This window comes from Bradyrhizobium sp. CCGUVB4N, assembly GCF_024199945.1.
In the GTDB taxonomy this organism is placed as follows: Bacteria; Pseudomonadota; Alphaproteobacteria; order Rhizobiales; family Xanthobacteraceae; genus Bradyrhizobium.
In genome coordinates this window covers 461,101-473,854 of the sequence record NZ_JANADP010000001.1, presented here as the reverse complement: position 1 = coordinate 473,854, position 12,754 = coordinate 461,101, and the positions used below count along the sequence as shown (strand labels likewise).

At 63.9% G+C, this 12,754-nt stretch carries 13 protein-coding genes and 1 tRNA gene; 5 read left to right on the top strand and 9 right to left on the bottom strand.

The annotated features are described in order from the left end of the window. Positions 1-74: 74 nt before the first annotated feature. Positions 75-974, top strand: a complete 900-nt coding sequence (locus tag NLM31_RS02265) for a LysR family transcriptional regulator (RefSeq protein ID WP_254191330.1) — start codon at positions 75-77, stop codon at positions 972-974. 3 nt (positions 975-977) lie between these two features. Here the strand turns inward: NLM31_RS02265 and NLM31_RS02260 are convergent, their stop codons facing one another. From NLM31_RS02260 to NLM31_RS02225, 8 genes are all read right to left on the bottom strand, one after another. Further along, positions 978-1,853 carry an ABC transporter permease gene (locus NLM31_RS02260; RefSeq protein WP_254127702.1) on the bottom strand — a complete coding sequence of 292 codons (876 nt, stop codon included), beginning with the start codon at positions 1,851-1,853 and terminating at the stop codon, positions 978-980. Next, positions 1,850-2,668, bottom strand: coding sequence for an ABC transporter ATP-binding protein (locus NLM31_RS02255; RefSeq protein ID WP_254135188.1), 819 nt, complete (start codon positions 2,666-2,668; stop codon positions 1,850-1,852). The genes NLM31_RS02260 and NLM31_RS02255 overlap by 4 nt, the downstream gene beginning before the upstream one ends. Before the next feature lie 11 nt (positions 2,669-2,679). Next, a complete protein-coding gene (locus NLM31_RS02250; RefSeq protein WP_254127701.1) occupies positions 2,680-3,729 on the bottom strand; it encodes an ABC transporter substrate-binding protein in 1,050 nt (349 codons plus the stop codon). Beyond that, on the bottom strand, positions 3,729-4,868 hold the full coding sequence (leuB, locus tag NLM31_RS02245; protein ID WP_254191329.1) for a 3-isopropylmalate dehydrogenase: 1,140 nt from the start codon (positions 4,866-4,868) through the stop codon (positions 3,729-3,731). The genes NLM31_RS02250 and leuB overlap by 1 nt, the downstream gene beginning before the upstream one ends. Next, the gene (gene leuD / locus NLM31_RS02240; protein WP_254127699.1) at positions 4,865-5,500 is read right to left on the bottom strand and encodes a 3-isopropylmalate dehydratase small subunit; all 636 of its coding nucleotides are present in this window, start codon (positions 5,498-5,500) and stop codon (positions 4,865-4,867) included. Before leuD ends, leuB begins: the two co-directional genes overlap by 4 nt. Continuing rightward, complete coding sequence (gene leuC, locus NLM31_RS02235; protein ID WP_375143515.1) at positions 5,501-6,910, bottom strand: 3-isopropylmalate dehydratase large subunit; 1,410 nt, start codon at positions 6,908-6,910, stop codon at positions 5,501-5,503. 167 nt (positions 6,911-7,077) lie between these two features. Next, positions 7,078-8,031, bottom strand: a complete 954-nt coding sequence (locus NLM31_RS02230; RefSeq protein ID WP_254127698.1) for a LysR family transcriptional regulator — start codon at positions 8,029-8,031, stop codon at positions 7,078-7,080. Positions 8,032-8,173: 142 nt separating this feature from the next. Further along, positions 8,174-8,263, bottom strand: a tRNA-Ser gene (locus NLM31_RS02225). Between the two features lie 228 nt (positions 8,264-8,491). Between NLM31_RS02225 and NLM31_RS02220 the strand changes: the two genes are divergently transcribed. After that, complete coding sequence (locus tag NLM31_RS02220) at positions 8,492-9,355, top strand: alpha/beta fold hydrolase (protein WP_254127697.1); 864 nt, start codon at positions 8,492-8,494, stop codon at positions 9,353-9,355. A gap of 321 nt (positions 9,356-9,676) precedes the next feature. Here NLM31_RS02220 and NLM31_RS02215 read toward each other — a convergent pair whose 3' ends face one another. After that, positions 9,677-10,837 carry an ROK family protein gene (locus NLM31_RS02215; protein ID WP_254127696.1) on the bottom strand — a complete coding sequence of 387 codons (1,161 nt, stop codon included), beginning with the start codon at positions 10,835-10,837 and terminating at the stop codon, positions 9,677-9,679. A 330-nt stretch (positions 10,838-11,167) separates the two neighbouring features. Here NLM31_RS02215 and rplU point away from each other — a divergent pair, with 330 nt between their 5' ends. From rplU to NLM31_RS02200, 3 genes are all read left to right on the top strand, one after another. Then, positions 11,168-11,548 carry a 50S ribosomal protein L21 gene (gene rplU / locus NLM31_RS02210; RefSeq protein ID WP_254127695.1) on the top strand — a complete coding sequence of 127 codons (381 nt, stop codon included), beginning with the start codon at positions 11,168-11,170 and terminating at the stop codon, positions 11,546-11,548. A 96-nt stretch (positions 11,549-11,644) separates the two neighbouring features. Then, positions 11,645-11,914: a 50S ribosomal protein L27 gene (rpmA, locus tag NLM31_RS02205; RefSeq protein ID WP_092234086.1), complete on the top strand. Its 270-nt coding sequence runs from the start codon at positions 11,645-11,647 to the stop codon at positions 11,912-11,914. 153 nt (positions 11,915-12,067) lie between these two features. Continuing rightward, a complete protein-coding gene (locus tag NLM31_RS02200; RefSeq protein WP_254127694.1) occupies positions 12,068-12,661 on the top strand; it encodes a GNAT family N-acetyltransferase in 594 nt (197 codons plus the stop codon). Positions 12,662-12,754: the final 93 nt, after the last annotated feature.

The window sequence follows — 12,754 nt, the reverse complement described above, 5'->3', positions numbered from 1 at the left end:
CGCAGCATGCATTTTATTGCAGGCCAGCTTATAAGATAAGCCGGAAAGAACTCATCAATTCATGAGCTTGACCTATGAATGTCACTCTGCGGCAGCTGCGGGCTTTCACCGGCGTGTACCGCACGCGCAGCATCACGCGGGCGGCACGCGAGCTCGGAATCACGCAATCCGCCGCAAGCCTCCTGATCCAGCAGCTCGAGGTCCAGCTCGGCGTCAGGCTGTTTGACCGCTCGACGCGCTCCGTGCAGCCGACGCCCGCGGCCGACGAGGCCTATCATTCCGCCGAACGGATGCTGGGCGACGCGCTCGGCCTGTCACGCCGCATGCGCGATCTCGCCCAGGCGCGCGCCGGCCGCGTCGCGTTTCTGGCCTCGGCCGGCGCCGCATCGTCGCTGCTGCCGCGGGTGCTCGCAACGTTCCGCACCGCTCATCCCGACATCGAAATCGACATGCGCGACATGGCGGCCGACGATCTCGTGCCACGCATGATGTCGACGGACGCGGAATTCGCGATCGGTAGTGTCGAGGGCGAATTCCCCGAGATGACGATCGAGACCCTGACCCGCGGGCGCCTGAGCGCAATCGGCCGGCGCACGGCGGACTTCGCCGCGCGGCGCTCCCTGACATGGGACGAGCTGGCGGAATGGCCGACGATCGCGATGCGGCGCGAGACCCGCATCCGCATGCAGATCGATCAAGCGCTGAGCGCGCAGGGCAAGCGCCTCACGCCCACCCATGAAGTGACGCTCATCAACACCGCACTCGCCATGACGGCGCAGGGACTGGGACTTGCCATCCTTCCCGCCACGATGCTGCCGGCCGATCAGTTTCCGACCCTGATCGCGAGGCCTCTGGTGCGGCCGGCCATCACGCGGCCGGTGTCGCTGCTTCAGCGTCAGGGCCGATCGCTGTCGCCGGCAGCGCAGGCCTTTGTGGCGACGGCACGAACGGTGTTGGCGCAGCGATCCGGGTGAGCGCTACTCCGCGAGATTGTGCTGCTGCCAGCGCAGCAAATAGGCCTGCAATCGCCAGATCAACGCGGACAGCGCGACGCCCACCAGCATCAGAACGATGACGGCGACCATCATTCCCGAGGCTTCCGCGCGCGCCTCGGACTCGATGATCAGGCGCCCGATCCCCCGCTCCGCGCCGATGAACTCGCCGACGATCACCCCGATCAGCGCGAAGGAAATCGCAGGCGTCAGCGAGGCGAAGACCCAGGCCATGGTCGAGGGGATGACCACCGTGCGGGTGATCTGCCACTCGCTGGCGCCGAGCAGCCGCGCAGCATTGACAAAGCCCTCGTCGATCGAGCGCGCACCCTCGAACGTGTTGAAGAAGACGAGAAACACCACCACGATCCACGACGTGACGATCTTCGAGGTATCGCCGATGCCGAAAGCCAGCACGATGATCGGCGCCAGCGCGATGCGGGGAATCGAATTCACCGCCGTGATGAACGGCTGGAAGATGGCGCTCAGCCGATCCGAACGGCCGAGCACGAGGCCGGCGGCAAAGCCGCTGCTGACGCCGGTGACGAAACCGAAAAACGTGTTCTTCAGGGTGACGGCGGTCGCGATCCAGAGATTGTTTTCGGATCGCGCCATGCAGCGGCCGAATTCGCCATTGAACCAGCCGTTGAACACGCCGAGCTTCGACTTGAGGCAGCTCAGGATCAGGAAGTGCTCGAAGATGTCCGATGGCTTGGATATGAAATAGGGATCGAGCAGATCCGGCACCAGCCAAGGAAGACGGCCGTGCAGATCGTAGCCCCACTGCCAGATCGACAGCAGGCCGAGGCAGATCAGCGCCTGCCATGCCAATGTTCTGCCGGGATGACGCGCGCGTCTCATGGCTTGCGGCCCTTGATGAATTCTTCCCCAAGCGAGTGCCAGATCAACTGAAACAGCTCGGCATAACGCGGGGTTTCCCGGATCTTCACCGCGTTACGCGGGCGGGCAAAATCCACCGCAAAACTCTCCTTGATCCGGCCGGGCCGCGCAGAAAACAGGATGATGCGATCCGCCAGCGTCAGGGCCTCGCCGAGATCATGGGTCACGAACAGCACGGTCTGCTGCTCGCGTTCCCAGATGCGCAGCAGCACATCGTGCATATCAATCTTGGTGTGGGTATCGAGTGCCCCGAACGGCTCGTCCATCAGCAGAACCTGCGGCTCGACGACCAGCGTTCGCATCAAGGCCGCGCGCTGGCGCATGCCACCCGACAAGGCGGAAGGATAGGCATTACCAAAGCCTTCGAGCCCGGCCTGATTCAGGCAGGCATTGACCCGATCCTTCCGCTCAGCAGCCGGGACGCCTGCCAGCTCGAGGCCATAACCGATATTGTCGGCGACGGTGCGCCAGGGAAACATCGTATCGCGCTGGAAAACGTAACCGACATCAGGCGTCGCCTTCCCGTGAACGACGGGCGTTCCGTCAATCAGGATCTCGCCGCTGGTTGGTTTGAGCAGCGTCGCGATCATGTTGAGGACGGTGCTCTTGCCCGAACCGGATGGTCCCAAAAGAGCGACGAATTCGCCGCGCCGGACACTGAAGGAAACGTCGCGCACTGCCTCGATGGCGGTCCCCGCCAGCTGGAAGGTCTTGCACAGGCCGCGCACGTCGATGCGCTGCGTCTCGGGCGACGCAACGAACTCCGACGCATGCATGGCCTGCACGGTCAAGCCGGATAGGCCTTGCGAGCCGCTTCGATGAAGCTGGTGTTGACGACGTCGGCCATCGCGAGCGGCTTGATGCCGGTCATTTCACGGAACCAGACCTTCTCACCGCGCGCAAAGCTCGCCGCATCGATGATGCAGTCATAGTCGGTGACCTTCTTCATGACACCGATGTCGAGAAGATTCGCCTCGCGCGACGTACTCCCGACGTAGGGCTCGATCGCATCATAGATCTCTTCCTGCGAATGCCCCTTGATCCACTGGGTGGCGCGCCACAACGCCGTGACGAACGCCTGCATCTTCTGCGGGTCCTTGTCGATGGTCGACTGCAGCGTGAAGTGCGACGTCACCGGGACCTTGCCGCCGATATATTTGGCCCAGACCGCCTCGTCCGTTCCATCGAACAACAGCGCGCCCCAGCCCTGCTCGACCGAATCCTTCAGGATCGATGGCGAGTTGATGAGAACATCGACCTGTTTCGTTTTCAGCGTGCCCATCATGGTGTCGACATTGCCGGTGCCGATCCAGGTCACCTTGTCGTCCAGACCCATGGTTTCCATGTAGTAGGAGGCCCAGACGTGGTTGGTGCCGCCCAGCGACGACACCGAGACGATCGGCTTGCGTCCGTCAGGCCTTTTCCACTTCACCAGCGCATCCAGCGTGGTGATGCCCTGGTCGAACAGGTCCTTGCGGATGATGAAGATCGCCGCGTTGCTGCGCGTATCGACCGGCATCAGGACGCGCGCACTGCGACCGTGATTGCTGAGCTGCATCGGGTGGGTGATGTCGCCGATGCCGATATCACCTTGCGACGAGGCGATGATCTCGCGCGTCTTCACGCCACTGCCGCCCTGGATCAGCTTGCAGTCGAGACCGGCGTCCTTGAAGAACCCGGCCCGGTCGGCGACAAATTGAGACTGATAGATCGGTATGGCCACCGGATAGATCGCCCGACCGGACGGGGTATCCGCCCACACCCGTCCCGCCGCGATGGAAGCGCCTGCTCCGGCGACAATCGTCAGCGCGGACCGTCTGGTGACCGTGGTCTTCATCACGCGTGCTCCCTCTCCTTGCCCGCGACTTTGTCGAGCGCGTTCAGCACCGCATCGCCCATCTCCTGGGTCGACAGTCTTTTTGCGCCGGGTTCGGCGATATCGGCTGTTCTTGCGCCGCCTGCGAGCGCCGTATCCACGGCCTTCTCCAGCAGCGTGGCATCATCGGGCCGATTGAGGGTGATGCGCAACATCATTGCGACGCTGAGGATCGAACCGAGTGGATTGGCGATGCCCTTACCCGCAATGTCAGGCGCGCTGCCATGAACCGGTTCATAGAGCGCCTTGCGGCGGCCGAGCCGGTCCGGCGGGCCGAGCGAGACCGACGGCAGCATGCCGAGCGAGCCGGACGCCATCGCGGCGCAATCGGAGAGAATGTCGCCGAAGATATTGCAGGTCACCATGACGTCGAACTGCGAGGGCGCGCGAACGATCTGCATGGCGGCGTTGTCGACATAAAGATGCGTCAGCTCCACATCCGGGAATTCCGCCTGATGCAGCGCGATGACTTCCTCGCGCCACAGCACACTGGTTTCCAGCACATTGGCCTTGTCGACGGAGCAGACCCGGCCCTTGCGCGTCCGCGCCAGCTCGAACGCGGTGCGCGCCACCCGGCGGATCTGGCTGGTGGTGTATTGCTGGGTGTTGAAGCCACGACGCTGGCCGTCGGGCAGCGTTTCGATGCCGCGCGGCTCGCCGAAATAGATGCCGCTGGTGAGCTCGCGGATGATGATGAAGTCGACGTCCTTCAGCACCGCGGCCTTGAGCGGCGCAGAGTCCGCCAGCGCCGGATTGGCGACGATGGGCCGCAGGTTGGCATAGAGGTCGTACTTGCTGCGCAACGACAGCAGGCTTCCCGCCTTGCGCGCCGCCGGAGGCACTTCCGTGGTTTCCGGGCCACCCGTCGCGCCCCAGAGGATCGCATCGGCCTCCTCCATTGCCTCGACGGTGTCATCGGGCAACACCTTGCCCGTCGCGAGATAGGGGATGAGACCATATTGCGCTTCGCGCAGGACCACCGGAGCACCGCGGCGGTCCGAAAACCATTTGAGAATGCGATGGGACTGGTCGGTCACCTCCGGACCGATGCCTTCACCACCGACTACAGCCACCTTGATCGTATTCGAGAGCGTATTCATGCCGTTTGTCCTGAAAAATGAATCCACGGCCGCGCATTGCGGTCGGATGCCTGGAAGGCGCGGATCTCGGGGTCGCGCCGCAACGTCAGCGAAATCTCATCCAGGCCTTCGAGCAGCCCTGCGCGCCGGCGCGGATCGATCTCGAAGACGTGGCGCACGCCCGATGGCGAGGTGACCGTCTGCTCCTGCAGATCGACACTGAGGCGCCCGGCGCCCTGGCTCGCTTCGATCTCGGCGGCGAGGCCATCGATGACGGCCTTGTCCAGCACCACCGGCAGGATGCCGTTCTGGAAACAGTTGGCGAAGAAGATGTCGCCGAAGCCGGATCCGATGATGGCGCGGACGCCCATCTCCTGCAGCGCCCACACCGCCGCCTCCCGCGACGAGCCGCAGCCGAAATTCGGACCCGTGACCAGGATTTCCGCCGCGCGATAAGGCTCGCGATTTAGGATGAACGCCGGATTGTCCGAACCATCCGGCAAATAGCGGAGCGATCCGAACGCCCATTTGCCGAGATGGCCGCGGACGGAGTTTCCGATCATCCGGTTGATGCTGATGATGACATCGGTGTCGACATTGGTGCGCATGATCGGCGCAGCAATCGCGGTCAGCTTGGTGAAGGCCTGCGCCATCTAGCGCTCCATCGTTCGGACATCGGCGATGGCACCGGAGACCGCCGCCGCGACGGCCATGGCCGGGCTCGCCAGATGGGTGCGGGCACGCGGCCCCTGCCGGCCGATGAAATTCCGGTTCGAGGTCGACACCGAGCGCTGGCCGGGCGGCACGGTCTCGCCGTTGGCGGCGAGGCACATCGAGCATCCGGGCTCGCGCCATTCGAAACCTGCCTCGATGAAGACCCTGTCGAGCCCCTCAGCCACCGCATCGCGCTTGACGGTCTCCGAACCCGGCACGACCCAGGCCCGCACGCCCGGCGCCACCTTGCGGCCACGCGCGACCTCGGCCGCGGCTCTGAGATCGCTGAGGCGGCTGTTGGTGCAGGAGCCGATGAAGACCCAATCCACCTTCGTGCCGGCAATCGGCGCGCCCGGCTTCAGGCCCATATAGTCGAGCGCGATCTCGATCGCGCCGCGGCGCGCCGGATCGGCAATATCTGCGGGATCCGGAATGCGGCCATCGACACCGAGGACATGTTCCGGACTGGTGCCCCAGGTGATCTGGGGGATGATCGTGGCGACATCGATCGACACCTCGCGATCGAACCTGGCGTCACTGTCGCTCCGCAGCGTCCGCCACGTCGCGACGGCCTGCTCCCACATCTCGCCCTTCGGCGCATAAGGACGGCCGCGGATGTAGTCGAACGTCGTCTCATCCGGCGCGATCAAGCCCATCTTGGCGCCGAGCTCGACCGACAGGTTGCAGATGGTGAGCCGCCCTTCGATCGGCATGGCCCTGATGGCGCTGCCGGCATATTCGACGGCGTAACCGGTGCCGCCGGCGGCGCCGACATGGCCGATCAGAGCGAGGATGAGATCCTTCGCCGTCACGCCGAACGGCAGTTTGCCGTCGAACGTCACTCGCATGGTCTTGGGCCGCCGCTGGATGATGGTCTGGGTCGCCAGCACATGCGTGAGCTCGCTGGAGCCGATGCCGAAGGCGAGCGCGCCGAGCCCGCCATGGGTGCAGGTGTGGCTGTCGCCGCAGACGATCAGGCAACCGGGCAGGCTGAGACCGAGCTCCGGACCGATGACATGGACGATGCCCTGCCCGGGCTGGTCGATGTCGAACAGCTGGATGTTGTTGGCCGATGTCTCGGCCCGCAACGCCGCCAGCAGATCCCAACCGGTCTTGATGGTCCCGGCGCGCCCGGACGCGGTCGAAATCGCGTGATCAGGCGTCGCGAAGGTCAGCTCGGGATTGTGGACCGGAATGTTGCGGCTCTTGAGGTCGATCAGGCCGCGGGAGCCGCCGAGGTCGTGCAGCAAATGGCGATCGACATGAAGCAGATCGGTGTCATCGCTAACCTGCGCGATGACATGCTGGTCCCAGATTTTGGCCAGCAGCGTGCGACCACGCGTGTCCACGATCCGTCCTCCCTGTTCGGCCTCTGACGTGCCGTATTGTGTTGCCGATCATGCCGACCGGCAGCGATGTTGGGAAGCAGGATAGAAGTCCGTCGCAGAAATGTGCAGTGACGGTTGGGCAGGGAGCCATCGCGGCCGGCGATGGCAGGCCTCGCTCGCGCGCGACGTCAGCTTCTGCCGCGCACGACCGTCAGCCGGTCGGAGACGCCGCTGGTGACGAGACGGGCATCATCATGGCTCCGCAGATGGTCCACCAGCAGCTTCGTCACCGGCGGCAGCGACTTGTAATCGCGCACGCCCATCACCAGCTCGCGGCGCGCCCAGGACTCATCGAGCGGGACGGTGACGAGACTGTCGACGCCGTAGCGGTCGCGAACGATCTCGAGCGGAACGATTCCGACCCCCATTCTGGCATCGACGACGCGGAACAGCGCGTCGAAACTGCTGACGCGGATGCGCACCTTCATGTGCTGCCCGAGCGCCGCGGCGGCCCTGACGCACAGCGTCTCGATCGAGCTGCCCTTCTCCAGGCTGACGAAGTCGAAATCGACCAGCTCGCGGAAGCGAACGCTGCTCTGACCCGCCAGCGGGTGATCGCGCGTGACCAGCGCGACCAGGCTGTCGCTGCGATAGGACAGCAACTCCAGATCCTGTCCGTCGATGTTGCCGCCGAAAATGCCGATGTCGGCCCGGTTCTCCACCACGGCGCGCACGATCGCGGGGCTGAGATCCTCCTCGATGTCGATGTGGACCAGCGGATGCCGTTCCAGGAACAGGCTGAGCTCGTCGGCCAGCGCCTCGAGGATCGCGGACTTGTTGGCACAGACCCGGATCAGCCCGCGCTTGCCCTGCCGAAATCCCGTCAGCTCGGCCTCGAGCTTGCTGAGGTTTCCCAGGATGATGCGGGCATGCTCGAGCAGGGCGAAGCCGGCAGGTGTCGGCTCGATCCCTTTGGAATGGCGGTGCAGCAACTCGACCTGGAAGCGCTCCTCGATATCGGAGATGCGGCGGCTGACCGCGGACGCAGCAATGTTCTTCTTCTCCGCCGCCTTCGCGATACTCTGCTCCTCGACGATCGCGACGAAGAGTTGGAGCGTGAGGAGATCGATCTTGGCGGTCATCCGAAGGGTCCTCGGGCGGGTCTCAGACGAGCCATTGTGGAGAAGCTTGGCGGTCGGTCGCAAGTGCGGCGTCAGATTGCAGTCCGCTAGGGGACGCGACACCATTCGACATGCGAGGGTGGGGCTTTCAGGCCGTTTGTTTTGGCGGAGAGGGGGGGATTCGAACCCCCGATAGGCTTGCACCTATGCCGCATTTCGAGTGCGGTACAATCAACCACTCTGCCACCTCTCCAAGGCGCCAAAATCGGGGGCGAGCCCCCGTGGTTGGGGCGTTAATAAGCGAGGACGGCGGGACAGACAAGGCGCGAAAGGGGAAAATCCGCTGCCTCTTTCACCGCCCCCCTCGTCTAGAGCCCCGTTCCCATGGGAACGGGACTCTAGATTCCAATTTTGACGCGTTTTCTTGACGCGAACCGGCGTCCACTTCGCTTGAAAACGCTATGCTTGGGAAGGAACTGCCGTGGAGCACCTGACGATCTCCGCCAATGGCGCCGAATTCCACGTGGTTCGCGCCGGATCGGGCAAACCGCTGCTTTTGCTGCATGGTTGGCCGGAATTCTGGCTGACCTGGGAGCCGGTGATATCGAGGCTTTCGGACCGATTCACGCTGGTCGCGCCCGACCTGCGCGGGTTTGGCGACAGCGACAAGCCGGACGGGCCCTTTGGGCCGGATGGCCATGCGGCCGACATGCTGGCCGTGATGGATAGCCTCGGCATCGCGCGATTCGGGGTCGTCGGCCATGACGTCGGCGGCGCCGTGATGCAGCCGCTGGCGCGGCGGGCGCCCGAGCGGCTCGCCGGGCTGTTCTTCTTCGATTTCGTCTATCCCGGCATCGGGCCGCGGATGGCCGCGCCCGACCGGCTCAACCACATCTGGTATCAATCCTTCCACCAGATGGAGATGGCGCCCCGGCTTGTCGGTGCTAACAGCGACAGCTGCCGGCTCTATATCGCGCACTTCCTGAAGAATTGGGCGCATCGCAAGGACGCCTTCGATGACGTCCTCGACCTCTTCGGCGACAATTATTTCAAGGACGGCAATCTCGCCGGCGGCTTTGCGCATTATCGGGCCTCGCATGCAGGCCGCGTCGCGATGATGAAGGGCGAGGCACCGCAGCTTGCGCCGATCGATTTGCCGACCTGCGTGCGCTGGGCCGAGCACGATCCGCTGTTTCCCTATGAATGGACCGACCGGCTGGGAGAGACGTTTCCCGAGCTCGATCTCGCGATGTTTCCGGGTGTCGGACATTTCCCGCACCGCGAGGATCCGGATCGGGCGGCGGCGGAGATCGCGGGGTTCTTTCAGCGCATCGGCTGGAGCTGAATTCGGGCGCGCTAGAGCAAGTTCAACTCTCTACGCACCTTACCCCTCTCCCTAACCCTCCCCCGCATCCGCCTTCGCCAAGGCTTCGGCGGACAAGAGAGGGAGGGAACGCAGCTCCGTTGGGGCGCGAACCAGTCTCATTATGCGTTGGAAAGAACGGGTGGGACCGCCAGACGCGGTAAACACTGGCGGTCCCGTGCCGCTCATCGAAATGCTGGCCAGGAAGGGCGGCTTCGCAGGCCTGCTTGAGGCGACGATTCGACCCTAGCGTGCAGCCGCTGCGCCGCAACGCAATCCGCTCCTTAACCTAACCAGTCAAGGTTACTCCTTGCCGTTCTTGTTGTTTTCCTTATTGTTTTCCTTGGACTTTTTCTTGGCGACGTCCTTGCCGTTCTCCGCAGCGTCCTTGCCGTTGCCGCCGTCCTTGCGGCGGTTGGTGAAGCGCGCATTGCCCAAGCCGGTGCCGATGGTGAGCACGCCCCAGCGATCGACATCCTGCATGAACGGCACCTCGGAGAGGCCCTGCACCACGCCGTCATTGTGCATCAGGATCGCGGTGTCGTGCTCGCCGATCTGCGGAATGCCCTCGATCAAACTCGCCGGCAGGTTGAATTTGCTGCTCTCCCAATTGCCCGGCAGGTTCTGCGCGCCTTTTTCGATGGACCCGTCCTCGTTGATCACGCCGGGACAGGCGATGCCGATGAAGGGCGCAATCTTGAAGCCCTCGGTTTCGGCTTCCGTGATCAGTCCCTTCAGCATCTTGATGAGACGCTTCACCGCGCCTTCGCGCGTCGGCTCATCGTCGGCATGACGCCACAGCTCCGACTTCCAGACCGACGCCTTCGACAGATCCTTGGCCTTCTTCCAGCGCGTCTCGACCACGCCGCAGCGGATATTGGTGCCGCCGATATCGACCGCGAGAATCGCGTCGTGCGCCTCGAAAATCCACGACGGCGCCAGATGCAGCGTGCCGATCAGGCCGGCTTCATCCGGATGCGCGCGGATCGGCACCAGGTCGATCTTGAAATCCTCGGCCTTGAGGATGATGTCGGTGCGCGCGATCGCGAGCTCGCCGAGCCGCGAGTCGCGAAAGCCGCCGCCGACCACGATGCGCTCGGTCTTCGCCCAGGCCTTGGTCTTGAGGAAGCGGCGCGTGACATAGGCGAGCTCCTGGGCGAATTCCTCGATGGCGCTATGCACCACCGCGGAGGCCTCGGTGTCGTCGCCGACCAGCATCTCGTCGAGCACCTTCTTGCTGATGCTCTCCGACGGCTCCTTGCCGAACGGATCTTCGCCGGTCTTGCGCAGCGGCTTGCGCCAGCGGTCGAGGATCTTGCGGAACGCGCCCTTGCTGGCGCGATCGCCGAGATAGCCGTCCTCGTCCTTCATCTCGATGTTGAAACTGTCGACGTCCACCGACGGCAGCCGCTCGGCGCCGTGATGGGCGATGCCCGTCGTCCTGACCAGCTCGTCTGTTGCCATGGAAAGCCCTTGCCCGAGTGCCAATTCGCGGGGACAACGGCGGTGGAACCCGTTGGTTGCAGCGCGGGCCGAGATTCATGGCCGGCGGGGAAACGGCCCAAATCCTTCCAATCCGGGCCGTTTTCGGCAGTTTTCCTTGACTCTTCGGGTTTGGCGGCTATAAGTCCCACAACCGGCGCGGGGCGTTTCTCGCGCCGCTTGTTTTTGCGTGGGTTTTCAAAGGGATAACTCCCGCCCGCACAAAACTCAGTAAACCCATAGCGACTGACAAAAAGCCGGCCCCTGACGTGACAGTCGTGAGGCCGGGATTGAACACGAAGGAAAACAACGATGTTCGCAGTCATCAAAACCGGCGGCCGGCAGTACCGCGTCGTTCCGGATGATGTCCTGGAAATTGGCAAGATCGAAGGCGAAGTCGGCACGATCGTGCAGCTGAGCGAAGTCCTGGTGGTCGGCGGCGACACGCCGGTGCTGGGTCTGCCCACGGTGGCCGGTGCGACCGTGGCGGTCGAGGTGCTCGACCACAAGCGCGGGCCGAAGGTCATCGCGTTCAAGAAGCGCCGCCGCAAGAATTCGCGCCGCAAGCGTGGCTACCGTGACGAGATCACGGTCGTGCGCGTCAGCGAGATCCTGACGGACAATGCGAAGCCCACCAAGGGCCCGCGTCCGAAGAAGGAAAAGGTCGCGAAGGAAGAAGCAGCCGCCGCATAATCGATCACGCCAATTCACGAATTGATGCGTGAGAAATTGTGAAATGATTCCGTCAAGGAATTGACCTAGACATACGCAGGATCTTGGAGACGAGCCATGGCTCACAAAAAAGCAGGCGGTTCATCGCGCAACGGTCGCGATTCAAAGGGTAAGCGCCTTGGCATCAAGGTGTTCGGCGGGGAGCGCGTGATTCCCGGCAACATCATTGCGCGTCAGCGCGGCACCACCTGGCATCCGGGCCTTAATGTCGGCATGGGCACGGACCACACTCTGTTCGCCAAGATCGAGGGTCGTGTTGAATTCCAAGCCAAAGCCAACGGCCGCACCTTTGTAGCGGTACTCCCGCTCGCAGAGGCTGCTGAATAGACGGTGGATCTTATTTGGAGTCCGCCGGGTCCTTGACCGAACCGGCGGAGTCCAGAGATCAAAAGATCGAAGGCTCCAGGGGAGGCAGGGAAACCGGCCTCCCTTTCGTTTGTCGTGTTCACTTTTCCCTTAGTGACTTTGACGGAGCCGGACATGTTGCAGGACTTTTCGAGCGTGACTCTGCGGGAGGCGAGACCGAGCGTCGTTGCCACCGAGCGGCTGACCTTGCGGCGGCCGACCCTCGCCGACGTCAGGCCCATCGCCCTCCTCGCCAACGACCGCCGTGTGGCGGAAAACACCCGCCGCCTTCCGCATCCCTATTCCCAGGACGACGCCGTCGCGTTCATCCGCGCCACCGCCGCACGCGGCAGCGAGAGCGTGTTCCTGATCGAGCACGACAGCGGACCGGTCGGCATGGTCGGCATCGACCGCTCCACGCCCGACAATGCCGAGCTCGGCTACTGGCTCGGCGTCGAACATTGGGGCCAGGGCTTTGCCACCGAGGCCGCGCGCGGCGCGATCGACTTCTTCTTCGAGGAATTCGAGGACGACCATCTCTATGCGGGGGCGCGCGTCACCAATCCGGCCTCGCGCAACGTGCTGGAGAAGTGCGGCTTCCAGTGGAGCGGCGTGCAGCTGCACCGCTTCCTGGCGCTGGGCTCCTCGACCCCGGTCGACTGCTTCCGCCTCTCGCGTGGCGTCTGGTCGTCGCTGAAGAGCTGGAGCAGCGCGCGGCGGATGAGGTAGGGCGGGCGTTGCGTCATTCTCCACTGTCGTCCCCGCGAACGCGGGGACCCATAACCACAGGGCGGCGTGTGAGGCAAAACTCCCACTCCGAGT